Origin of the sequence: Tateyamaria omphalii, from assembly GCF_019802125.1 — a bacterium.
GTDB lineage: Bacteria > Pseudomonadota > Alphaproteobacteria > Rhodobacterales > Rhodobacteraceae > Tateyamaria > Tateyamaria omphalii_B.
In genome coordinates this window covers 564,710-586,588 of sequence record NZ_JAHVHT010000001.1, presented here as the reverse complement: position 1 = coordinate 586,588, position 21,879 = coordinate 564,710, and the positions used below count along the sequence as shown (strand labels likewise).

The 21,879-nt window shown below is 59.5% G+C and carries 22 protein-coding genes; 14 read left to right on the top strand and 8 right to left on the bottom strand.

Going from position 1 to position 21,879, the window contains the following annotated elements; all coding sequences use genetic code 11:
* Positions 1-79: 79 nt before the first annotated feature.
* The 7 genes from KUV51_RS02905 (at position 80) to KUV51_RS02875 (ending at position 6,638) form a co-directional block, all read left to right on the top strand.
* Positions 80-1,102 (top strand): hypothetical protein, encoded by a 1,023-nt coding sequence (locus tag KUV51_RS02905; RefSeq protein ID WP_222520111.1) that lies wholly within the window; start codon positions 80-82, stop codon positions 1,100-1,102.
* A 251-nt stretch (positions 1,103-1,353) separates the two neighbouring features.
* On the top strand, positions 1,354-1,719 hold the full coding sequence (locus KUV51_RS02900; RefSeq protein WP_222520110.1) for a hypothetical protein: 366 nt from the start codon (positions 1,354-1,356) through the stop codon (positions 1,717-1,719).
* A gap of 2 nt (positions 1,720-1,721) precedes the next feature.
* Positions 1,722-2,687: a DUF2169 domain-containing protein gene (locus KUV51_RS02895; RefSeq protein WP_222520109.1), complete on the top strand. Its 966-nt coding sequence runs from the start codon at positions 1,722-1,724 to the stop codon at positions 2,685-2,687.
* On the top strand, positions 2,684-3,802 hold the full coding sequence (locus tag KUV51_RS02890) for a DUF4150 domain-containing protein (protein WP_222520108.1): 1,119 nt from the start codon (positions 2,684-2,686) through the stop codon (positions 3,800-3,802). The genes KUV51_RS02895 and KUV51_RS02890 overlap by 4 nt, the downstream gene beginning before the upstream one ends.
* Positions 3,803-3,861: 59 nt before the next feature.
* On the top strand, positions 3,862-4,851 hold the full coding sequence (locus tag KUV51_RS02885) for a hypothetical protein (RefSeq protein WP_222520107.1): 990 nt from the start codon (positions 3,862-3,864) through the stop codon (positions 4,849-4,851).
* Positions 4,848-5,612: a hypothetical protein gene (locus KUV51_RS02880; RefSeq protein WP_222520106.1), complete on the top strand. Its 765-nt coding sequence runs from the start codon at positions 4,848-4,850 to the stop codon at positions 5,610-5,612. Before KUV51_RS02885 ends, KUV51_RS02880 begins: the two co-directional genes overlap by 4 nt.
* A gap of 30 nt (positions 5,613-5,642) precedes the next feature.
* Positions 5,643-6,638, top strand: a complete 996-nt coding sequence (locus KUV51_RS02875; RefSeq protein WP_222520105.1) for a hypothetical protein — start codon at positions 5,643-5,645, stop codon at positions 6,636-6,638.
* Positions 6,639-6,855: 217 nt separating this feature from the next.
* Here the strand turns inward: KUV51_RS02875 and KUV51_RS02870 are convergent, their stop codons facing one another.
* The gene (locus tag KUV51_RS02870; protein ID WP_222520104.1) at positions 6,856-7,527 is read right to left on the bottom strand and encodes a helix-turn-helix domain-containing protein; all 672 of its coding nucleotides are present in this window, start codon (positions 7,525-7,527) and stop codon (positions 6,856-6,858) included.
* A 157-nt stretch (positions 7,528-7,684) separates the two neighbouring features.
* On the opposite strand from KUV51_RS02870, the gene KUV51_RS02865 reads away from it, so the two are divergent.
* A complete protein-coding gene (locus tag KUV51_RS02865) occupies positions 7,685-8,458 on the top strand; it encodes a response regulator (RefSeq protein ID WP_261385617.1) in 774 nt (257 codons plus the stop codon).
* On the opposite strand, the gene KUV51_RS02860 is transcribed toward KUV51_RS02865, so the two are convergent.
* Both KUV51_RS02860 and KUV51_RS02855 read right to left on the bottom strand, forming a co-directional pair.
* Entirely contained in the window at positions 8,443-9,969 is a 1,527-nt protein-coding gene (locus tag KUV51_RS02860) for a PAS domain S-box protein (RefSeq protein WP_315898783.1), read from the bottom strand. The genes KUV51_RS02865 and KUV51_RS02860 overlap by 16 nt on opposite strands.
* 78 nt (positions 9,970-10,047) lie before the next feature.
* Entirely contained in the window at positions 10,048-11,205 is a 1,158-nt protein-coding gene (locus tag KUV51_RS02855) for a site-2 protease family protein (RefSeq protein ID WP_222520103.1), read from the bottom strand.
* A gap of 187 nt (positions 11,206-11,392) precedes the next feature.
* Between KUV51_RS02855 and KUV51_RS02850 the strand changes: the two genes are divergently transcribed.
* Entirely contained in the window at positions 11,393-11,791 is a 399-nt protein-coding gene (locus KUV51_RS02850; RefSeq protein ID WP_222520102.1) for a hypothetical protein, read from the top strand.
* 139 nt (positions 11,792-11,930) lie between these two features.
* On the opposite strand, the gene KUV51_RS02845 is transcribed toward KUV51_RS02850, so the two are convergent.
* Both KUV51_RS02845 and adhP read right to left on the bottom strand, forming a co-directional pair.
* Positions 11,931-12,353, bottom strand: a complete 423-nt coding sequence (locus tag KUV51_RS02845; protein WP_222520101.1) for a c-type cytochrome — start codon at positions 12,351-12,353, stop codon at positions 11,931-11,933.
* A gap of 111 nt (positions 12,354-12,464) precedes the next feature.
* Positions 12,465-13,499 (bottom strand): alcohol dehydrogenase AdhP, encoded by a 1,035-nt coding sequence (gene adhP, locus KUV51_RS02840; protein WP_222520100.1) that lies wholly within the window; start codon positions 13,497-13,499, stop codon positions 12,465-12,467.
* A gap of 124 nt (positions 13,500-13,623) precedes the next feature.
* On the opposite strand from adhP, the gene KUV51_RS02835 reads away from it, so the two are divergent.
* The 5 genes from KUV51_RS02835 (at position 13,624) to KUV51_RS02815 (ending at position 18,770) form a co-directional block, all read left to right on the top strand.
* Positions 13,624-14,130, top strand: a complete 507-nt coding sequence (locus KUV51_RS02835; RefSeq protein WP_222520099.1) for a hypothetical protein — start codon at positions 13,624-13,626, stop codon at positions 14,128-14,130.
* Between the two features lie 254 nt (positions 14,131-14,384).
* Positions 14,385-14,849, top strand: coding sequence for a (2Fe-2S)-binding protein (locus tag KUV51_RS02830; protein ID WP_222520098.1), 465 nt, complete (start codon positions 14,385-14,387; stop codon positions 14,847-14,849).
* Positions 14,850-14,851: 2 nt separating this feature from the next.
* Positions 14,852-17,032 (top strand): xanthine dehydrogenase family protein molybdopterin-binding subunit, encoded by a 2,181-nt coding sequence (locus tag KUV51_RS02825; RefSeq protein WP_222520097.1) that lies wholly within the window; start codon positions 14,852-14,854, stop codon positions 17,030-17,032.
* A 95-nt stretch (positions 17,033-17,127) separates the two neighbouring features.
* The gene (gene ltnD / locus KUV51_RS02820; protein WP_222520096.1) at positions 17,128-18,027 is read left to right on the top strand and encodes an L-threonate dehydrogenase; all 900 of its coding nucleotides are present in this window, start codon (positions 17,128-17,130) and stop codon (positions 18,025-18,027) included.
* Positions 18,024-18,770 carry a hydroxypyruvate isomerase family protein gene (locus KUV51_RS02815; protein WP_222520095.1) on the top strand — a complete coding sequence of 249 codons (747 nt, stop codon included), beginning with the start codon at positions 18,024-18,026 and terminating at the stop codon, positions 18,768-18,770. Before ltnD ends, KUV51_RS02815 begins: the two co-directional genes overlap by 4 nt.
* Here the strand turns inward: KUV51_RS02815 and arsJ are convergent.
* Genes arsJ through KUV51_RS02800 form a run of 3 tightly spaced genes read right to left on the bottom strand, consistent with a single transcriptional unit; the run spans position 18,739 to position 21,818 of the window.
* Positions 18,739-20,001, bottom strand: a complete 1,263-nt coding sequence (arsJ, locus tag KUV51_RS02810) for an organoarsenical effux MFS transporter ArsJ (protein WP_222520094.1) — start codon at positions 19,999-20,001, stop codon at positions 18,739-18,741. The two genes, KUV51_RS02815 and arsJ, sit on opposite strands and share 32 nt — an antisense overlap.
* Positions 19,998-20,990 carry an ArsJ-associated glyceraldehyde-3-phosphate dehydrogenase gene (locus tag KUV51_RS02805; protein WP_222520093.1) on the bottom strand — a complete coding sequence of 331 codons (993 nt, stop codon included), beginning with the start codon at positions 20,988-20,990 and terminating at the stop codon, positions 19,998-20,000. Before KUV51_RS02805 ends, arsJ begins: the two co-directional genes overlap by 4 nt.
* Positions 20,991-21,818 carry a helix-turn-helix domain-containing protein gene (locus KUV51_RS02800; protein ID WP_222520092.1) on the bottom strand — a complete coding sequence of 276 codons (828 nt, stop codon included), beginning with the start codon at positions 21,816-21,818 and terminating at the stop codon, positions 20,991-20,993. It lies immediately after the preceding gene.
* Positions 21,819-21,879: the final 61 nt, after the last annotated feature.

Below are 21,879 nucleotides of genomic sequence, written 5' to 3'. Positions count from 1 at the left end.
TGCTTCGGCGGGGTCGCAAATTCCATCGCAGCAACCTTTGTACAAGACTGCCTGCAAAGATCCTTCGGGGGCATATTTCATGACAGACATCACTTCACTCAGACTGGCCCTGGATGGCGCAAAGGGTCACTACCTGTCGAGATGGGCCCTGTCCGTTGGAAGCGCCTATGCCGAAGCGCACGCGGGTGCAAAAGCGACCCTGAAGGCGCAGGAAGACCGGGAACGTGCGCAAACCGAGCTGTTTTTTTCACTCGTCATGGTCGGGGCAGCTTCCGGCCTCGGAGCCCTTTTCGCCAAGCGGGCAAGCAAGCTGGTGGCCTCCGGTGCATTCAAATCAATGAGCGGCACGACGGCAACGCAGACCGGTGGCCAATCACCTGTCAGCTATTTCTTCTCGAAATCCGCGAGTGGGCTGGAAGGTATCGTGACCAGCAAGACCACCAAGGCGATGACCGCTTTGGCAAAACCCAACATTTCGCTGAAAACCGTGCTTCAAAATCCCCTCACATACCAGAACGCCATGGTGGCCTTTGTCGAAGAGAGCTTTGCGCTGGCTTATGACTCATTGCGTCAGATCCACGAGTCTTCAGCACTTACTGATCGTCAAAAGGAAGAGAAATACGACGAAATGCTGGCCTCTCCGCTGCTCCGGAAAGTTCCTCCGAGAAAGATCTTTCCAGACGCGAAGCAGGGTGGTGGCCAGATCGAACTGTGCTGGTACATGGCCGAGGTGATGGCATCGGATTCTTTCCAACGGGTCAAGGTGGACAATCGAACCGGCGATGTCATGCCCGGCGGCGGTGTCATTTCGACGATAGAAATCACTCGTCGAACCACCGACCCGAAGTATCCCAAGGCCTATCGCAAGGTGAAAACGGAATACAACTTTCTGGGAATCCCCTCGTCCAACAAAGGCGAGTATGGCCAAGTGGTCTACGACAACCTTGGCGGTGAAATCATCGATCGGATCAACACGCTCTATTCGAACTACTGCGGTGACAAAAAGTCAAAATTCTTCAACGAGTCCACGAACCATACAACGCTGCAAAAGGCAGAGGTTCTGTATGACGAGTTGCGTCAAAACCTAGACCGAGCCATGTGACGATACAGACACCATGCAGATGCGTGCACATGTCAAAACATCCATCGGAACGAGAAAAACGGCCTGGCCTTGCCTTCACCCGCTGCAAATTAGCGTCCGCAATTCCGTATGTTTGGAAGTGGCATCGCATGGGTGATCAGGACATTGGGCCTAGATCGCGTGCCGCTGGCCTCTCCGTGCAGCCCTGAGGCTTCGATGCGCCTTACCGGCAATCACTCCCGCATGCGGTCCGCACCAGTTGGAGTCACAAGATGACCATGACGCTCAGCACCTTTCAATTGCATAGGATACTTTCGGTGAACGCGGCAGGTGTGCCACAGCTCGAAGGAACAAACGCCCAGGTGCTGACCACAACCCGGTTCACACCTGACACGGTTGGGCAGCAAGCTGTTTGTCAAACCGTGCGTGACGCGGACGTCTCCACGCTTATCGCCCTTGGCGTAACCGCGGACGCGGCCGACTCGGCTGCAGATGATAACACGCCATTGGTCCTGCGAACTGGAGACGCTTCGCTGGCGTTATACCCGGATGGGCGCATCAGGATGACCGGCGAAGACATCGCCATAGATGCGGCCACCGGCCTCAATCTGGTGGCTGCACGGATTGACCTGAACTGACGATGTGGCAGGTCGACAACAAGACCCCTTTCGCCCATCACGCGGCCCCGATGCGCGATCATCGCGGTCAAAGTCTATGGTCCGTCTGGATTGCGGCAACTTTCGTCTTGCGTCCAAGGCATGCGCCGCTCTTCGCAATGCCGCAGCCGCCGGTCGCGATGGCGCCGCGCTTCGACGGTGACAACCCCGAGAGCGTGATGCTTGCAGACAGTGATATCACTCCGCCCCGCAACCGCATCGATCTGACATTGGGCGGGACCGTGCCCGATACGGGAGGGCGTGACCATCGTGTCCTGTTCCGCATCGGCACATGGCAAAAGACACTCGAGATTTCTGGAGACGGACACCGGCACGGACCTTTACCGTTGGACGGCACGTTTGCAGCACGCAGCGAGGATATGCCCATTGGCCGCGCAAAGGACGATCCGAACGGACCACCGTGCGTGACAGTCGCGGGCGGTGGGCATCCAGCGCTCGGGCCCGTGCCACGCCACTGGCCAGCAAGAGATGCGCTTTCAGGAACATACGACGACGTCTGGAGACGCACGCGAGCGCCACTGTTGCCGACCGATATCGACCCAGACTACTGGCAGGCGGCTCCGCTCGATCAACAGCTTGAGCGGCCATTGGCAGAAGGTGTCGCTCTTGAAATCGGCGGCCTCGGTGGCACCGGCCCCGCAGAAGCCCCGACCCCCTGGCCCCTGCCTTGGCTCGCACTGCGCACAGACACCCGAATTGCCGGAAGCTGGGTGCGCGGCGCACCGGAGCTGCAATCCATCGCGGTAAACCTCGATACCGGACGGGTACGGCTCGTCTACCAGGCTGCCTGGCCGATCCCACGGGCGGGAGATGACGTGAAAATCCAAAAGACACTGATCGCCCTGCGGGACGGCGCCGGTTTCCGCGTCACATCATCCGATGCCCCGCGCTTCGACCCTGCAACCTCTCTCAAGGAGTATGTGCAATGACCGTCACCATCCGCGTCAACGGGCTGACAATCACGCACCGGGGATCTGGCGGAACACATTCCAATTCCGTCCCGGACGTTTGCAGAACGCCAGGCAAAGGCAGACCGGTGCCCTACGCCATCACCGCCGTCAATCCGGACATCGTCAAGGGCACCACCACGGTCCACGCAGATGGCGGCAACATGATTGCGAACCGCCCGTCCGAATTCTCGCGCTGTTCCGGCGACGAAGCCGGGTCGATGAATGGGGTGTCTTCCGGAACCCATCTCAAGCAATCGAACTGGATCACCTACTCACCGAATGTCTACATGGAAGGCGAGAATGTCTGTCGCCTGACGGACAAACTCTTCATGAACAACCGGAACTGCATCTCGGGGCAAGGTGGTCAGGTAGAACGCGTCTTTGACACGGGCGATCCAGTGCTTGACGCACTGTGCGAGATTTTCTGCGAAGTCCGCGAGGAATGGCAGGAATGTCGTCGCCGACACGGGCCCGGCAGCAGGCAGTGCACACGACCGTCACGCATGGCGCGCGACCGCACCCGCGCCGCTTTGGAACAACCGAATTCGCGTCTGAACCGCGCCAATCGGCGCAGATTTCCAGGCGGGATCGGTGCCGCAGAACGCAGTGTGTTCGTGCCGCGTGACGCGAACAACCCCTTTGATCGCAGCCGCCGGGCCTATAATGAAAGAGGTATGCGCGACGCCATTGAACGTATGGTGCGCCGACAAATTCGCGAACACGGGTTGGACGCGCTTCGCCGCGCCGGTCGCCGATGGTGGATGCGCTTCGTACCAGGTCTGAACATACTTGGCGGAGTCCTTGACGTTATCGAGGGCGCACAGACGGCAGCAGAAATCTATCAGGCAATCCGAAACGCGAGTTCGCTTCTGGACGACGCAGTGCGGATCGTGCCTGACTACAGCGTTGTCAATGAAAACGGCGCAATCGAAGGTGTTTATGACTACAAGTTCGACGCTCCGGGGTATCAGGATGAACTCGGCCCCAGTCAGGAGAATCTCTACAGACGCAACACGTCTGGCGAGGTCATCGAGGTGAGCAACAGCCCCGACAGCTGCAATTGCGACCGGCAAAACGCGCGCCCGATCGGCTAAAGAACCAAACGTGCACTACGTGCGACACGCAGGGCAATGACTGATCAGAAAGAAGAGTAATGGAATATCTGCAAAGCGACAGTTCGACAGGAAGCGAGCAGCCGATCGCCGCGACCGCCCTGCGCATCACAGCCTTTACAGAAATGATGTCGTCCGCGGATTTCGCACCGATCGGTGTCGAACTACTCGATCTATTCACAGCGCGCTACGACGCAGACATCCGTTTCATCGGACAGCAAAAGTCGCTTGCAACGAAAGGTATGCCATACACGTCCTGTTCGCAGCAAAAGTTGAACACGCTTCGCAACAAGATCGAGAGCACCGGTTTGTCAGGACACAGCTTCCGACTTTGCGGAACGGATGAGACGCCACTTAAGGCACAGTTTTTGCCGATGTTGCACATGACCTGTAGCGGGCGCGTTGTCGATGACGTGGAGTACCCGTTTTACCATATAGATCTTGCAGTTGCGCCGAGTGAGGCAACGGATATGTCTTTTCTGAGCGAAGTGGACCGCATTTTGCGGTGTCTTCCCATACGGGCCGGCTTCGAAGGATACAGTTTTGCGAAACCACCGGCGCATGGAAACTCTATCAGTCGGCTTCCTCCCGCATTTCTCAGGTTCCGTACCGTGACCATCGCCGACTGGCTGATGCCGCTCGAGATGCTTTATCATAGCAAGTCGGCGGAATTCTATTTGGGCAAGTATACCCCCGGCCTACCTGACGTGGGCTGGCGCACCAGAGTGGGCGGAGAATTCGCTGCAAGGTTGGGCAAGAGGCCTGATCATCCCGCTGTGAGGGTCGAGCAAGCAGGCGAAACCAAGATCGTCACTGCTGGCGATGCGCCAATTTGGGGTGACATCAACGCGGGCGATGACATCTCGGCCTATCGTGCAGCCGCTGCCTACCTCGCGCCCGCAATGGCCAGCCGACACGTACGGATCAAGCGCGCACCCAGCTACGACGCGCACGACGCACAACGTCGTGAGCTCGGTGAGGCCTATCTGGACCGGTTCCTTGGTACCGCCACCCAAGGCTCCACCATATGACCAACCCCTTTCCGTCCCCCCTGGAGCTGCCCGCTTCCCTCCCCACGCGGCTTGATCGTGTATCTGTCACACTCACCTATACAGCACGGGCAGTCGACAAGCGCTGGGCCGAGGAACGGCTTTGGTTGATCTCGGAAGACGCGCCCCAACTCGAGACGCTGCTCGCACCGGGTTTCTTTCGCGATGCGGGCAATGCGCCCGCCCGTGTTCAATTCGACCAATCTGACGAGCGGACAACGACGCTCACCATTGCTGCACCCGGCATGGGGTCGGCAATAGTCACACTGTTGGCGCGCTATCTGGTCACACTTCACGCGCCCAAAGGCGTTCCCGACATGCAACCCGACACAGCCTTGGACACAGCGCAATTTCAACTTGATGATGGCATCGGACCATCTCTTCCGCTTGTGGATCAGATGGCTTGGCCAACAGACGCAGGCCCGATGCCGCGGACATCCCCCGCGGCGGATATCATCATTGCGGATCGAGCGTGTATTCCGCTGTCGGGCGAAGCGAAGCTCGGCTACGATTTTCTCGACTCGTTCACGCAATTTGCATCCTACGGGACCTTGATACCGATCGGGACCGATAGCGGCGGGATAGATTTCTTGGACAGCGAACTGTGGCTTGGCCATACGCAAGATGATGCACCCGCACTGATGCTAGAGAACGTTGCCATGGAACACACCGCTCTCGCCGGGCTTATGACGGCCCTGGTGCCAGACTATGCAGGGCCCATCACGCTTGTCGAAGGCGAGTAAAGCAGACATGCCTGCAGCAGACTTGCAGAGATGTCGCCCGTGCGTGTGATCGCAGCGGGATTGTGGTCGGCACTTGGCCCGACGCTTGATGCGACGCGCGTGACGTTGACTGGCAAAGGTGGAATGCGCCGCCAGCGCAGCTTTCTGGGGGCCGACTACAAGCCGTTGTTGACGGCCTTTGATCACGACCTCACGGATGAAGCGGCGCCGGACCGAATGCGCCACATCGCAGCACAGGCCTTGGCCGATCTGGATACCAGCGCACTGCCCGACGGACCCATTTCACTTGCCGTATTGCTGCCAGAACTCTCCGCGGCCGAAGGGCTGGATCCAGACACTTTGACCAAGCTGGGACGAGATCTGGCCCACATGGCCGCCGATATACTGGACCGCCCCATATCAAAATCGACACTGCATCTTGATGGTGCCCCTGCACTGGCCGCCGCATTGGCAAATCATATGACCTCGGACGAGCGCAGCACCATACTCGCATTGGCGGTGGACAGCCTGGCCTGTCGCCGTCGGCTGATAGCACGGCTGGCCGGAGACCGGACAGGGTTGTTTAGCGACGCAACCCCCTGGGGACCGATCCCGGGTGAAGGTTCAGCTGCGATTTTATTGGGGGCTGGTGCGGCGCAGTCGCCCCGTGTCGCCGGTATTGCGCTCGAACAAGAGCCAGTGGGCGAGTTCGACATGGGAGACAGTGACTATGACGGGCTGACCCGCGCCTGTTGGGCAGCGTTGCCCCAGGACACGGCGCCGGTGACACGTTGGCTGACGGATTGGAACAACGGGCGGTACAGGGCGGCAGAACTGTCCTACGTGCAGATGCGGATCAGCGAACGCCTAAAAGACGGCGTATTGCCTGATCATCCCGCACTTCGCTTCGGTGACACGGGTGCGGCGGGCCCAGCGATGGCAATCGCCCTGCACGCGAATGATCCGGGGCGGCTTTTGTTGACCTGTGGCGCACCCGGATCGAACCTGCGCGCGGCGCTTGTGGTGGATACGCCTACACCAACCTAGTTGCTAGATCGCCTCCGTAGCGAGACATCCTGAAACGCGCAGCGCGTTTTTTAGGCCCAGGAGGATGGGTAAAGCTGAGGCGAGGTTTGTTGGCAAACCGAGTTTGGCTTTGGCCAACAGCTTCGCGTTCCGACATGCAGCAAGACTCTTGTTCCGGTACACTGACCATTGCGTGCAGACGGATTAGGTAAATTGAACGGCACGTCGCAGGCCAGCGTCAGTCATCGCCCATTGCCATCTCGGACAGCGCCTCTGGGTCGCGCACGATGATGGTCTGAGCGCCGTCAAGCGACATGACACCTGCCTTGCGCAAGGTGGTAAAAGCACGGCTAACGGTTTCGGTAGTAAGCCCGAGGAAGTCCGCGATGTCGCTGCGTGACATCGGCAGGTCGATACGACGATGCATATCGACATCTTCGCCATAGCAGGTCGTCAACACATTCAGGAAAGAGGCAACCCGCTCAAGCGCAGATTTGCGTCCCAGCATCATCACGTGGTCTTGCATAGCGCTGATTTCGCGCAAGGCTGCCTCAAGAAGGGCCAGGTGCAATTCAGGATCGCCCTCGCCTGTATCGAGCGCCGCGCGCCGATAGGCCACCAGGGTTGTATCGACCAGAGCATCGCAATCTGTGTGATGCCGTCCATCGGCTGGAAAGCCTATGATGTCACCCGGATAGCCAAAGGAAATGACTTGCCTCCGCCCGTCTTCCAACATGCGCGTCAATCTTACGACACCGGTCGAGACTTGATAAAGGCGTTCAACATCGTCCCCCTCGCGGTAAAGATGCTGCCCTGCCTTCACCAATGTCGGCAATCCGGCAATGGTCGTGCCATGCGCCGTAAGCAAACCGTGGACCGGGCGGTTTTCCGCAGACAGCGTGACGTACATCTTTGGCCCCCTGATTGCTGGCGAGACCTTGGTGAACGGCACGTGTATTCCTACATATGGTTGTATCTGTGCGTTTTGTATCAAATTGTAATTTCCCTCGACGGACATTGGTCCGGAACGGTCATCGTGCATCCGCACGCATCTACTGGAGTGCAAGTTGGACCAAAGACCGTCCACATTGGTTGTCGAAGATGACCCCAAGGTACGTGCTGTTTTGCGCAATATGCTCGAGGACGACGGGTTCCGGGTCATGGAAGCAACTTCAGCGGCAGAAACACTGGATTGCGTGGCCGCTCAGGACCTGAGTCTTGTGACTCTCGACATTCACCTGGGGGCTGACAGCGGTCTCGACCTCGCGCGACAAATCCGAAAGCTGTCGACGGTGCCGATGGTCATGGTGACAGGCAAGGATGATCTGATCGACCGGGTTGTCGGCCTGGAGGTTGGAGCCGACGACTATATTACCAAGCCATTTCACGTCCGCGAAGTCATTGCCCGCATCCGCGCCGTTCTGCGCCGCCACCAGTTTGCCGAGGAAGATGCACACCGGGCCAAACCCGTTTCTCCATCCGTTATTGATAGCGCTGCATATCATTTTGACGGCGTCGTTGCCGTACCAGATCGCTTGCAGGTAATTGATCGTTCCGGAGCCGAATGTGCGCTGACCAGCGGCGACTTCAACCTTCTCAAGGTATTTCTGGAGCGCCCTTTGCGCGTCTTGTCCCGGGATCAATTGATGGACCTGACCCACGGTGCGACCTGGTCGCCGCTGGACAGGACCGTGGACAATCAGGTCGCGCGCCTGCGCAAGAAGATCGAACGCAATCCGTCCGAGCCGCGGCTGATCAAGACCGTGCGCGGTGTGGGATATACATTCGCATACGCTGTCGAACGAAAACCACTTGAAGACAGTTGCTACAGAAGCGCCTGAAGGCGTTCCGCCAGTTCGGATTGCCGATATGGCTTGTGTAGAACATCGTATTCCGTACTTCCGCCCAATTTGCTGGTGACCACGTCGCTGGCATAGCCTGATGTCAGCAAGAGGCCGACATCAGGGAATGTAGATCTCACCTTGGCCGCCAGATCATAGCCATTCAGTTTGCCTGGCATCACGAGGTCGGAAAACAGGATGTCCACGTGCACACCGGACTGCAAAAGCCTGTAGGCATCATCGCCATTCGCAGCTTCAAGGGTTCGGTAGCCAAGGTCACGAATACGCTCAATGGACAGCTTCCGTACTCGCGGATTGTCTTCGACAACCAGAACAACCTGGGCACTGCCACGCGGCATGGCAGCGGGCGCCGAGACGCGCATGTCTTCGCGCGACACATTTGTTTCGCGTATCGCGGGGAAGTAGAGGCCAAAGCTCGTCCCGTGACCCAACTCGCTGTATAGCGTAATATGCCCGCCAGACTGCCGTACAAAGCCATAGACCATCGCCAAACCCAGGCCCGTGCCTCCCCTGTCCGCCTTGGTCGTAAAGAAGGGCTCAAACGCACGGCGCTGCGCTTCGAGCGTCATACCGGCGCCATCGTCGCTGATGAACAAACGCACGTATTCGCCCGGCACAATATCGGTTTCCTGCGCCATGTAGTCGTCATCGATGATCACGTCGCCTACCGAAATCAGAAATTCACCTCCGTCGGGCATCGCATCCCGTGCATTCAGGGCCAGGTTGATCAGGGCCGATTGCAGTTGTACCGGGTCAATCATCACCTTGCTGACCTTGGACGCAAAATCAGTCCGGATCGCGTAGCGCGCACCAATGGTGCGCCTCAGCAAAGCGAGCGCATCCTGGCATTGTTCTCGCAAATCCACCTGAACCGGCTTCAGGTTTCCCTTGCGTGCGAACACAAGCAGGCGCGAGGTCAGATCAGCCCCCAGTTCGGCCGAGGCGAGAGCATCATGGATCAGATCACGCTGACGGTCGTTCACACCGCGCATCTGCAACAGTTCAAGATTACCGATAATCACGGTCAGCAAATTGTTGAAATCATGGGCAATCCCGCCGGTCAATTGCCCAACCGCATCCAGACGCTGTGAGCGGGCCAGGACCTCATCGGCAATGTGGCGTTCTGTCAGGTCATGCAAAATTCCGATGAACACGACCTGCCCATCGATGTCGGCCCTGCCCACGGAAAGATGCACGGGAAAAACCGTGCCATCCTGGCGTTTGCCCTCGACATTGCGACCGGTCCCTATGATGCGCTGCTCTCCGGTTTCGAGGTGATGCGCCATAAAGCTGTCATGCAGCTCGGCCAGCGCTTCGGGCATCAGCACATTTACCCGTTGGCCGATCAGCGCGCCTTCGGCATAGCCGAACAGCCGGGATGTGGCAGGGTTGGCACGCAAGATGCGACCGCCGTTGTCTGAAATTATCACAGCGTCAGCCGCTGCTTCCATGAGTGCCGTCAGCAATGCGGGGTCAGTGGCAGGATCCACGGAGCGATGACCTTGTTCCAATGAATATTATGGGTGAAAGGATCCAAGCTAAGGTCTTGGCCTCAAGCGCAGGCAATATCACGATTGCAACTCGGACGTGTAGGGCTGATGCTTGCCCAAGTCTGTGAGAAGCCCAAGTTGCCGGGTCAAATCCGACAGACTGATGACGCCTTCCAACTGCCCGTCTTGAACCACCATAAACTTTCGCTGCCCGGTCTCGGAGATCCGCTCGAACAGGCGCAAGACAGGCATGTCTGGTGGGACACAGACAGTCTGGTTCATCTCGACAAAGACGTCGCCAACCCTGGTGCTGGCCCAGTTCTCACGATCAATGCCCCGCAGCACGTCCGTATCGATATGACCAAGCACCCGCCCATGCTCGACCACGGGCACAAAGCTGACGCGTTGCGTGAGCATGACCTGGTTCACCAGAGCGGCAAGCGTGGTCTCGGCTGAGACCGTGACCGGGGGGGAGCTCATGACCGAATGCACATGACGGTTGCCCAGCAATGCTCTTGTGCGTTGCGCATCGACGGCACTCTTGGCTGCACTCAAGATGAAAAGGCCGATGAGTATCTGCCAGAACCCCGCAACGGTTGCGCCCTGAAACAGCCCGACCAGGCCAAGCGCCATCAGCGCATAGGCAAGGACAGCCCCCGTGCGCGCGGCTGCCTCAGTCGCCTCGAGCATGTCGCCCCGGCGCCACCAAAGCCACGCACGCAGTATGCGACCGCCATCCAGCGGAAAGGCCGGCAAAAGATTGAAAACAGCCAGAACGACGTTCACAAGCGCGAGATAGTGAAACAACGCCGTCATTGGCCCCACGCCGACGGCAAAAACCGCAACCTCGGCGCACAGGGCGAATACAAATGCCAACGCAAGGCTCATGGCTGGACCCGCCAACGCAATCCAGAACTCGTGCATGGCTTTGTCCGGCTCGCGCGTCAACTCTGCCACGCCACCAAAGAGAAACAGCGTGATGCTGCGCGTATCAATTCCGAACCGCCGCGCCGTCAGTGCGTGCGCCAATTCGTGACCGACCAGTGACGCAAAGAACAGGCATGCGCCCGAAATCGCGAGTATCGCGTATGTCCATTGCGAAAGATCCGGCAAAGCGGCGGGAAAGCTGTGCTGCGCCAGGCTCCATGTGATCAGGCCTGCGATCAAAACCCAGCTGGGGTCAATCCGGATGTTGAAACCGAATACAGTTACGATGGTGCGGGCATGGGCAAACATCACGGCCATCCTTTCCCGTCAAAGATTATTCGATTGTCCGGTCAAAACGTTGACATGGCTCAAACCTAGCCATCGGATGAACGGATCCGGCTGCGCCGTTTGATCGCACACGCCAAAGGTTGACAATTCTCAACGGTCTTTGGCCGGAAAACCATACCCTGCTCCTGACACAGCCATGGAGTGGCCGATGAAAACAGTTGCCACCACGAGCGGACCAAAAGGCTTGGCAAAGTCTCTCAATACAATCGCCATCGACATGTTGGATGCGGGCGATCGGCTACATTTCGACCAACAGATCGATCTTGCCCTTTTGGTCACGGGCAAGGTGCGGCTGGACCGGGACAACGGGCCAACAATGATACTTTCGGGACCATCCGTCCTTTTGCGTTCCGAAATGGAGAACACGAGTGTCCGGGTTCTTCAGGAACTGCATCTGCTGCAGCTCAGCTACGAAGGCTGCGCGGCTCTGGTGGCGCGCAACAAAGTGTACCGCGACCTCCTGTTTTCGGCGATGACCGGGCGGATCCGATTGTTTCAAAACTGTCAGGCATCCCTCATGCACTTGCGCAGTGTAGGGGCGCATTGACGATCTCAGGTAACCCGCGTGTGGACCAATCTTGGACATCGTCAAAGTATCATTGGTCACCATCACCCTGCTGGGCGCAGTGCCAGCCAGATCATAGGAGGCAGTCAATACTGGCGCACAGCTTGCGAACCGGTATGCCCTACCGCTGGATGCTTTCAAGATAGGCGGACAATGCGATCAGGTCGGAGGGTATCGGCGTCGACACGCCATCCTCTTCCACCTGAACAATCGGGCCAAGGTCTTCGTTCCCGAATTCCGGCATTGCCGAGGATGGGTGATCGCGGCGATTGAAGCCGTCAATGACACTCATCACGAACGTCTCCGGGAAGGTATCGTCGTTGCGTGCCGCCAGCGTCGTCAAATCTGGCGGCGGCCCGCCGAGGCCCAGAGATGCCACACCGGCACCCGTTCCATCGTTCCCATGGCATGCAGCACATTTTTGGAAATACAACCGCTCGCCCTCTGCAGCGCTTACGTCTGGTTCGCGTGTCTCAGGTGCGCACGCGGCCACAACGGCCAAGGCCGCAAGCGCAAAGATCAGTTTTCCATCCGGTGTTAACATGTGCTCGCCTCATTTTTTTCTTGGGCAAGCGTAGCGACGCATCCGGATGCGCTGTTTGACATACCTCAATCGGTCCGAAACGGTGGTCAGACCGAAGCCGACATTCGGTCGTCAGATTTCGAGCACCACGCGGCCCGCGATCTGGCCCGCCTTCATCCGATCAAAGATGGCGTTGATGTTCTCAAGCCGATCCCATGAGAAATGGGTGGTCACTCGGCTTTCGGCCGCAAGGCTCAACGCTTCTGCAAGGTCAAGACGTGTGCCCACGATGGACCCGCGGATCGTAAGGCGCTTGAGCACCACATCGAAGATTGGCAACGGGAACGACCCGGGCGGCAAACCTACGAGGCTCATCGTGCCATGACGGCGCAACATGCCCGTTGCCTGTGCGAAGGCCTGTGTATTCACGGCGGTCACAAGTGCGCCGTGTACGCCGCCCAGATGGCTGTTCACCTCCTTGACGGGATCAACCTTCGCCGCATTGATCACCACATCCGCTCCCAGCGTCTTGGCGAGTTCCAATTTGTCATCGGCAACATCGACCGCCACCACGTGCATTCCCATGGCCTTGGCATATTGCACGGCCATGTGTCCAAGACCGCCGATGCCGCTGATCGCAACCCACTGGCCAGGCCGTACCTCGGTCTCTTTCAGGCCCTTGTAAACAGTTACGCCCGCGCACAACACCGGGGAAGCTGGCCCATAGTCCATCGCGGCGGGAAGACGCCCGACATAGTCAGCGTCGGCGCGCACGAACTCGGCATATCCACCGTCGACCGAATAGCCCGTGTTTTGCTGGCTTTCACAAAGGGTTTCCCACCCTCCGGCACAGTGTTCGCAGCGCCCACATGCGGTGTGGAGCCAAGGCACACCCACGCGATCACCCTCTTTCAAATGGGTTACGTCCCGGCCAAGGGCCGCCACTTCCCCCACCCCCTCGTGACCGGGAATGAACGGAGCAGTCGGTTTGACGGGCCAGTCCCCCATCGCGGCGTGCAGATCCGTGTGACACACCCCTGAAGCGCGCACGCGCACCAGAACATCTCGTGGGCCGATCTGAGGCACTGGCACTTCTCGGATATCCAGCGGCTGGCCGAGTTCACTGACAACGGCGGCTTTCATTGTTTTCGGCAATGTGTCGAGCATATGCAGGTTCCTCACGCAGTGTGTCTGCGTGCTGAGTGCCACGTTGTCTGCCGCCGGTTTTTGATTTCGGTCAATTGCCCGCCCTCATGGAAGCGGTAAGAAGTGCGGGAAAGGAGCGGCAACAATGCCAAGCAGAACAGCACCCGCCATCTATTGCTATTCGAAATCGGGCAACAGCCGACGGGTCGCATTGGCCCTGGCAGAAAAGACGGGTGCTGATGTCATATCAGTAGATGTGGATCGGTACCGAAGCCGCTTCTTCTGGATGGTGCGCGCCATTTGGGACGTTGGGCGCAAAAACGCGCCTCCACTGCTCACGGGGAACGTCTTGCCGGCGCAACGACCTTGGATCGTTGTCGCCGGTCCGGTCTGGGCCAATCAACCGGCAGCCCCATTGCGCACTGTGTTGGAAACCCTGACAAACGTGGATGTTTGCGTGGGCGTCCTTCTGACCTGCGGTCGTTCCAAGGAGCAAGGCGCCAGCCTGACAACCTGCGAAGACATTCTGGGCCACCCCCTTGCTGCTTGCGTCAGCATCCCCAATGAAATGACGGACGCTGAGGACGTGAACGCCCTTCTGAGTGCCTTTGCCTCTGCATTGACAGGACGAGCGGCAAAGGGTGCCGCATAATATCCTGCTCGATGCCAAGTCGTCCTGCGCTTCCTATCAGACCCTTGGATGCTGACCCGCATAGCCAAAGCGACGGAGCAGTTTGGAGAATGGCGTTGATGCAGCGCCTAAAATGCGTCCTTCCAACAAGACATCGACCGCATACCATTGGATCTGCACCGCTTTCGTGAAGACGGAATTCAACCCTACATGGTGGCACCACATCGCCACGCGCCTATGTGGTATAGTACCGACGTCCATCTGGGAGAGTAGGCATGGCGATTTCACTAAAACTGAATGGCAAGGACCAAACGGTCGAAGCGGAACCCGGTACACCGCTGCTGTGGGTCATCCGCGACGAGTTGAAGATGACAGGTACGAAATTCGGCTGCGGCGTCGCCTCTTGCGGGGCGTGCACAGTGCACCTGAATGGTGAGCCGGTGCGGTCTTGCCAGACGTATATCGAAGATGTTGAAGGGGCCGAGATCACGACGATCGAAGCCATGAGCGAAAACGAGATCGGCGCCGCTGTCCAGCAGGCATGGATCGAACTCGACGTCGTTCAATGCGGCTACTGCCAGTCCGGGCAGATCATGTCCGCAGTAGGTCTTCTGTCCGAAAATCCCAAGCCCTCGGCACAGGAAATCGACGATTACATGTGGGGCAACGCCTGCCGCTGCGCCACCTATCAACGTATCCGCGCGGGCATCCAGCGCGCGTCCGAGATCCTGGAGGCGTAATCATGACCATAAACACATCCCGCCGTGGTTTTTTGAAAAGCGCAGCTGCTGCCGGTGCCGTACTTGTCGTGGGCGTGCGTCCCGACGGCGCCCTCGCCGCTTCCGGGTCGCCCTCAATGCTGACACCGTTCGTGCAGATCGGCAGCGACGGTTCCGTCACCGCCATCGTCAAGCATTTCGAGATGGGCCAAGGTCCTTCGACCGGTCTGACAACCCTCATCGCCGAAGAAATGGGCCTGACCATGGACCAGATCGGCTATGACTTCGCGCCGTCGAACCCGCAGGTGTACAACAACACGCTGTTTGGCCCGATGCAGGGCACGGGTGGCTCGACTGCCATGGCCAACTCGTTCATGCAGTACCGTCAGGCCGGTGCAGCAGCGCGTGAGATGCTGCTGCAAGCCGCCGCTCAGGCGTGGGGCGCGGACGCCTCTGCACTCACCCTGCAAGACGGTGTAATCTCAGGCGCAGGCCATTCTGCACCACTCGGCGAGTTCGTTGAAGCCGCAGCACAGCTTGATGCGCCCGCAGACCCGCCACTCAAGGACCCATCCGAGTTCCGGCTGATTGGCAACCCGGATGTGCGCCGCCTCGACAGCGCGGCCAAAGGCAATGGCACCGCCATGTTTGCCATGGACATTGAGCGTCCCAACCAGATGATTGCCATGATCGCACGCCCCGAACAGCAGCGCGCAACTGCGGTGAGCGTGGACGCGAGCGGCGCCGAAGGCATCAAGGGGTTCATCGACGCGCAGATCCTGCCCAACGCCGCCGGTGTGGCCGTCTTTGCCGAAACCACTTGGGGCGCGATGCAGGCCCGAGATGCCATTTCCGTCGAATGGGACACAAGCGCTGCCGAAACCCGCAGCTCGGACGAGATCGAGGCCGAGATCCGTGCCGCCCTCGACGCAGAACCGACATACAATGTAAATGGTGCGGACGTTGCAGCGGTACGTGCCGCCGTCGATGGCGCTGACACTGTGGTCGAGGAAACCTTCTACTTCCCCCTCCTTGCCCATGCGCCGATGGAGCCGCTGAACTGCACGATCGAGGAAACCGCCGATGGCGGCATCCTGCTGCATGACGGCTGCCAATTCCCGACCATCCCGCACGGCGCCATCGCCGAAATCTTCGGCATCCCGTTCGAGAAGGTGCAGATCAAGACGGTCCTTGCCGGTGGTTCGTTCGGGCGCCGCGCCACGCCACAGGCGGATTACCAGGTGGAAGCGGCTCTCGCGTTTTCCCTCACCGACCGGTCACGCCCCGTGCACCTCGTCTGGTCACGCGAGGATGACCTGCGCTCGGGCTATTACCGCCCTGCCTTCGGTCACAAGGTCCGCGTCGGGCTCAATGCTGATGGCAGTATTGTCGGTTGGGAACACCGCGTCGCGGGTCAGTCGATCATGAAGGGTACACCATTCGAGGCTTTTGCCATCCAGAACGGCGTCGACCACTCCTCGGTCGAGGGCACGGTGGACAGCCCCTACCAGATCCCAACCGCCGCCTTTGGTCTGACAGATACAGAAAAGGCGACAAGCACCCTCTGGTGGCGCGCCGTGGGGCACACCCACACGGCCTATGTCATGGAAGTGATGATGGACATGGCGGCCAAAGCCGCAGGCATTGACCCGGTCGACTTCCGCCTTGCCTACCTTACGGGCGACGGCCCGGATCAGACCCGCAAGGCGGGCGTTCTGAAACTGGCGGCGGAAAAGGCCAATTGGGGTAACGCTCCCGAGGTGCGTAGCCAGGGGATCGCCGTCCACAAATCATTCAACTCCTACGTGGCCGAGGTCGTGGAAATCTCCGGCACGCCCGAGGATGGCATCAAGATCGAAAAGGTCACCTGTGCCGTCGATTGCGGCATCGCCGTGAACCCGGACATCATTAAGGCGCAGATGGAGGGCGGGATCGGCTACGGCATAGGGCACAACATGCGCGACCAGATCACGCTGACCGCTGGGGTCGTAGACCAGTACAACTTCCCGGACTATGAGCCGCTCCGCATCAGCGACATCGGTGAGATTGAGGTGCACATCATGCCCTCTGCCGAAGCACCGACCGGCGTGGGTGAGCCGGGCACGCCGCCCGCGGCCCCTGCCCTCGCCAACGCCATCGCAGCGGCCAGCGACCTGCGAGTGGCCTCGCTGCCGATGGATGAAAACGGCGTGTCCTTCGTCTGAACCAAACGCTCCGGCGCACGCGCCGGGGCACCTTCTCTTGCCCTTTGGTCCACGATGCCCATGATGGCGCCAACACCAAAGGACAGGAGAGCTCGATGCCCCACACAACAGCCGTTATTGGCCTTGGCTCCATGGGCTACGGCATGGCCCAATCCTGCCTCGCCGCGGGGCATGTCACACACGGCTTCGACATCAACCCAGCGCAAATCGAACGCTTCCGTATGGAAGGCGGTGCCGCAGGTGAACTGACAGACACGGCGGCGACGCTTGATGCTGTTGTCGTCGTCGTGCTGAACGCCGCGCAAACCGAAGCGGTACTCTTTGGCGACGCGGGCGTTGTTCCTCACCTCAAGCCCGGCGCGGTGGTCATGGCCTGCGCCACCGTTCCCCCGGACTTCGCGCGCGATATGGAAGCGCAGTGCCAAGCTCACGATGTCCACTACCTTGATGCCCCCATTTCCGGCGGCTCGATCAAGGCAGCCCAAGGCGCGCTGTCGATCATGGCCGCTGGCACGCCCGAAGCATTCGCCGCAGCCCGGCCTGCCCTCGACGCCATGGCCGAAACCGTCTTCAAATTGGGCAATGAAGCGGGTCCCGGATCGGCCATGAAGGCCGTCAACCAGCTGCTCGCAGGCGTCCACATCGCCACAATGGCCGAGGCGCTGACTTTCGGGATGACCCAAGGGGTCGCGCCAGAACAGTTCCTCGACGTGATCTCGAAATGCGCGGGCTCGAGCTGGATGCTGGAAAACCGCACCCCGCATATCGTCGATGGCGACTACACGCCCCATTCATCGGTCAACATCTGGCCCAAAGACCTCGGCATCGTCCTCGACATCGCCAAGTCCGCCAGCTTCTCTGCCCCCATCACGGCAGCCGCTCTCCAACAATTCATCGCCGCCGCAGGAATGGGTCTCGGCGCCGAAGATGACGCGGCCGTGGCAAAGGTCTACGCCCGCAATGCCGGTCTGACGCTGCCGGGAGAAGACACATGAAGTTCTCCGCCAATCTCGGCTTTCTCTGGAACGACCGCCCACTGCCCGACGCGATCCACGCGGCCAAAGCGGCAGGCTTTGACGCCGTTGAATGCCACTGGCCCTATGACACACCAGCTCAAGACGTCCGCGCCGCCCTCGATGCAACAGGTCTCCCCATGCTCGGTCTCAACACGTCGCGCGGAGACGTCGGTGCAGGCGAAAACGGCCTCGCCGCCCTGCCCGACCGCGTGGCCGACGCACGCGCCGCCATCGACCAAGCTATCGAATATGCCGATACACTTGATGCAGGCGCAATCCACGTCATGTGCGGCTTCGCGAATGGACCGGAGGCGCACCAGACTTTCATCGAAAACCTGCGCTATGCCTGCGCGGCCACGCAGCGCAACATCCTGATCGAACCGCTCAACCGGCACGACGCGCCGGGCTACTTCCTGGAAACCACGGATCAAGCCCGAGACATCATCGCAGAGGTCGCAGCACCCAATCTGAAATTGATGTTCGACTGCTACCACGTGGGCCGGACCGAAGGCGATATCCTCACCCGCCTGACGGACCTGAAGGGCATCATTGGCCATATCCAGTTCGCGTCAGTCCCCGACCGCGGCGCGCCGGATCACGGGGAGTTGGACTACACCACGATCTTCGCCGCCCTTACGGATTGGCCACGCCCCTTGGGCGCGGAATACAAGCCTAGCGGCGATACCGACGCTACGCTGGGCTGGATGCAGCGGTATCGGTAATCCGACCAATGCTCAGCCAACTCAGCAGGATCATCACCGCAGCCGTCGCAAGGCACAGAGGCACACCGCCAAGCTGGTAGGTCAGACCGGACAGCACTGTGCCGATCAAGCGGCCCGCTGCGTTCGCCATGTAGTAAAACCCAACATCCATCGTGACTCGTTTCGCATCCGTGAACGCGAGGATCAGGTAGGAATGAAGGGACGAGTTCAGCGCAAAAAGCACGCCAAAGATCAGCAGGCCCAGCAAGACGAAGGTGGTCAGCCATAGCGTTGGCGTGCCCACAGTCCAAACCGCAAGGGCGAGGATTGCTGGCACAAAGAACAACGTGCCCACCCAGAACCGGGCGGCGCCGGCCAGGTCCGCCTCGGATCGTTGCGCACTGCGAAGCATCGAGGGTGCCTTGGCCTGTACAGCGCCATACAGGATCACCCAGACCGCCATGAAGACACCAATCATAAAGAAGGCTCCGCGCTGGCCTTCTGGACTGCCATCGCTCAGCACCGAATAGAAATAGATCGGAATCCCCACCACGAACCAGACGTCGCGCGCGCCAAACAGGAACACACGGGCCGCACTCAACCAGTTCACGCGCGGGTTCTTCGAAAACACCTCTCTGAACTTGGCATCCTTTCGCCCGGCAGGCAGGCCAGACGGCATCCGCAGCAGCACAGCCAAAAGGATTGCAGCCAGCAGGGCCGCCATGCCCAGCACGCTTGGCACAAATCCGAACAACGCCAGCGCCGCTGCCCCCAGCAGAAATCCAAAGCCCTTCACCGCATTCTTCGAACCGGTCAGAAGGGCCACCCAACGAAACAGGCCGTCACCCTCCGACGGAGCCAACAGCTTCACAGCGGATTTCGATGACATCTTGGCCAGATCCTTGGCCACACCCGACAGCCCCTGCACTGCCATGACAAACACCACCGAAACAGCGACCGACCAGGCCGGATCAAGCTGCGCCAGAGCGAGCAGCGCTACCACCTGCAACCCGAGTCCCATATAGAGTGTCGACGTCAGCCCGAACCGCGCCGCGATCCATCCTGCACTCAGGTTCGTCACCACGCCCGCAATCTCATAAAGAACAAAGAGATACGCCAACTGCACCGGTGAAAAGCCCAGCGTGTTGAAGTGCAGCAGCACCAACATGCGCAGTGCCCCGTCGGTCAGCATGAACGCCCAATAGGCCGCCGTGACGGCAACATACGCGGCAAAGCCCTCCGGTCGGCTCACAGGCTGGCGCCTACCATCTGGGCAACATCGACAAGCCGGTGCGCATAGCCCCACTCGTTGTCATACCAGGCATAGACCTTCACCTGTGTCCCGTTCACCACCATGGTGGAGGGCGCATCCACGATGCTCGACCGAGGGTCGTTGGTGTAATCGGTGGAGACCAAAGGCCGCGTCTCATAGCCGAGAATACCCTTGAGCGGCCCATGCGCTGCCGCTTCGAACATGCCATTCACCTCTTCTACGGACGTCTCCCGTTCCACCTCGAATACACAATCCGTCAGCGAGGCGTTAAGCAGCGGAACCCGCACCGCATGGCCGTTCAACTTGCCGGTCAGTTCCGGATAAATCAGCGTGATAGCCGTGGCCGAACCGGTGGTCGTGGGGATCAGCGAATTCAACGCCGACCGCGCACGGCGCCAATCCTTGGCTGGGCGGTCCACGATGGTCTGCGTGTTGGTCACGTCATGGATGGTCGTGATGGACCCATGCTTGATCCCCAGCCCCTCGTGGATCACCTTCACAACGGGCGCAAGGCAATTAGTCGTGCAAGAGGCGGCGGTTACGATGGACTGCCCGGTATAGGCATCGTCGTTCACACCGTAAACAATGTTTGCCGCGCCGCCATCCTTGACCGGCGCCGACACCACCACCTTCTTCACTCCCGCAGCAAAATACGGTGCCAGCTTCGCCTCGGTCTTGAACGCACCGGTGCAGTCGATGACCACATCAACCCCGTCCAATGGCAGCTCTTCAATACGACGTACCGACAGCGCCGGGATGCGAGTTCCATCAATCGTGATGCTCTTTTCATCAGCAGCAAAGGCGGCATCCCACCGCCCATGCACCGTGTCGAATTCCAGCAAATGCGCGTGCATTTCGGGATCGCCCACCGCATCATTGACAAAGGCAACCTCGCACCCCCGCTCGAGCAGCGGCTTCAAGGCCAGCTTTCCAATGCGGCCCAGGCCATTCAAAGCATATGTCGTCATCTAGTCGTCTTTCGTCCGGCCGATCTCATCGACCTCTTGTTGCAGGGAGGCGCGGCTCAGCGTTTCGAGCGGCAGATTGACAAAGGCGAGAATGCGGTTGCGCATCGCACCAAAGGTTTGTTGGAAGGCCAATCGCTTCTCCGCGTCCGTGCCTTCGGCCTTCACCGGGTCCGGCAAGCCCCAATGCGCGCTGATCGGCTGACCTTCCCATGGCGCGCACTCCTCGTTCGCGGCGAGATCGCAAACGGTGAACACAAAATCCATTTGAGGTGCATCCGCGCCTTGAAACTCCGCCACGTTCTTGGCGCGCAGATCAGACGTCTCGATCCCTTTCTGCTGCAACATGTCAACGGCGAAAGGGTTCAGTAGGGAAGACGGTTTGGTACCTGCCGAATAGACATTGAATCGATCCCCGGCCTCGTTCTGCATGATCGCTTCCGCAAAAATTGACCGGGCGGAGTTACCCGTGCAGACGAACAAAACGTTGTGCTTTTGATCAGACATGGGTCCCACGTTTGTGCTGGGATCAATCATTTCAGGCGGGCACAGATCAGGCCGACCATTGCAGCAGTCCAAAAACAGCTGCCCCACCATCTCCCGCGCACCTGCAAGGTCTACGGCATAGCGAAGGGATGTGCCCTGCCGCGTCTGAACAATCAGGCCAGCCTTGTGCAGCGCCGACAAGTACACGGATGTGGTCGAAGGCTTGAACCCCAACACATCCGCAACCTCGCCTGCAGGAACGGCGGCAGGACAGCGCCGCATGAGCAGGCGAAAGACACGCATACGCTCTGGATGGCTAAGGGTCGAGAGTTGGTCGATCAGCATAGCTGCATATATTTCATGAAATCATGAAATATATGTGACGCAGTTCCGAGCCGCGCGCAAG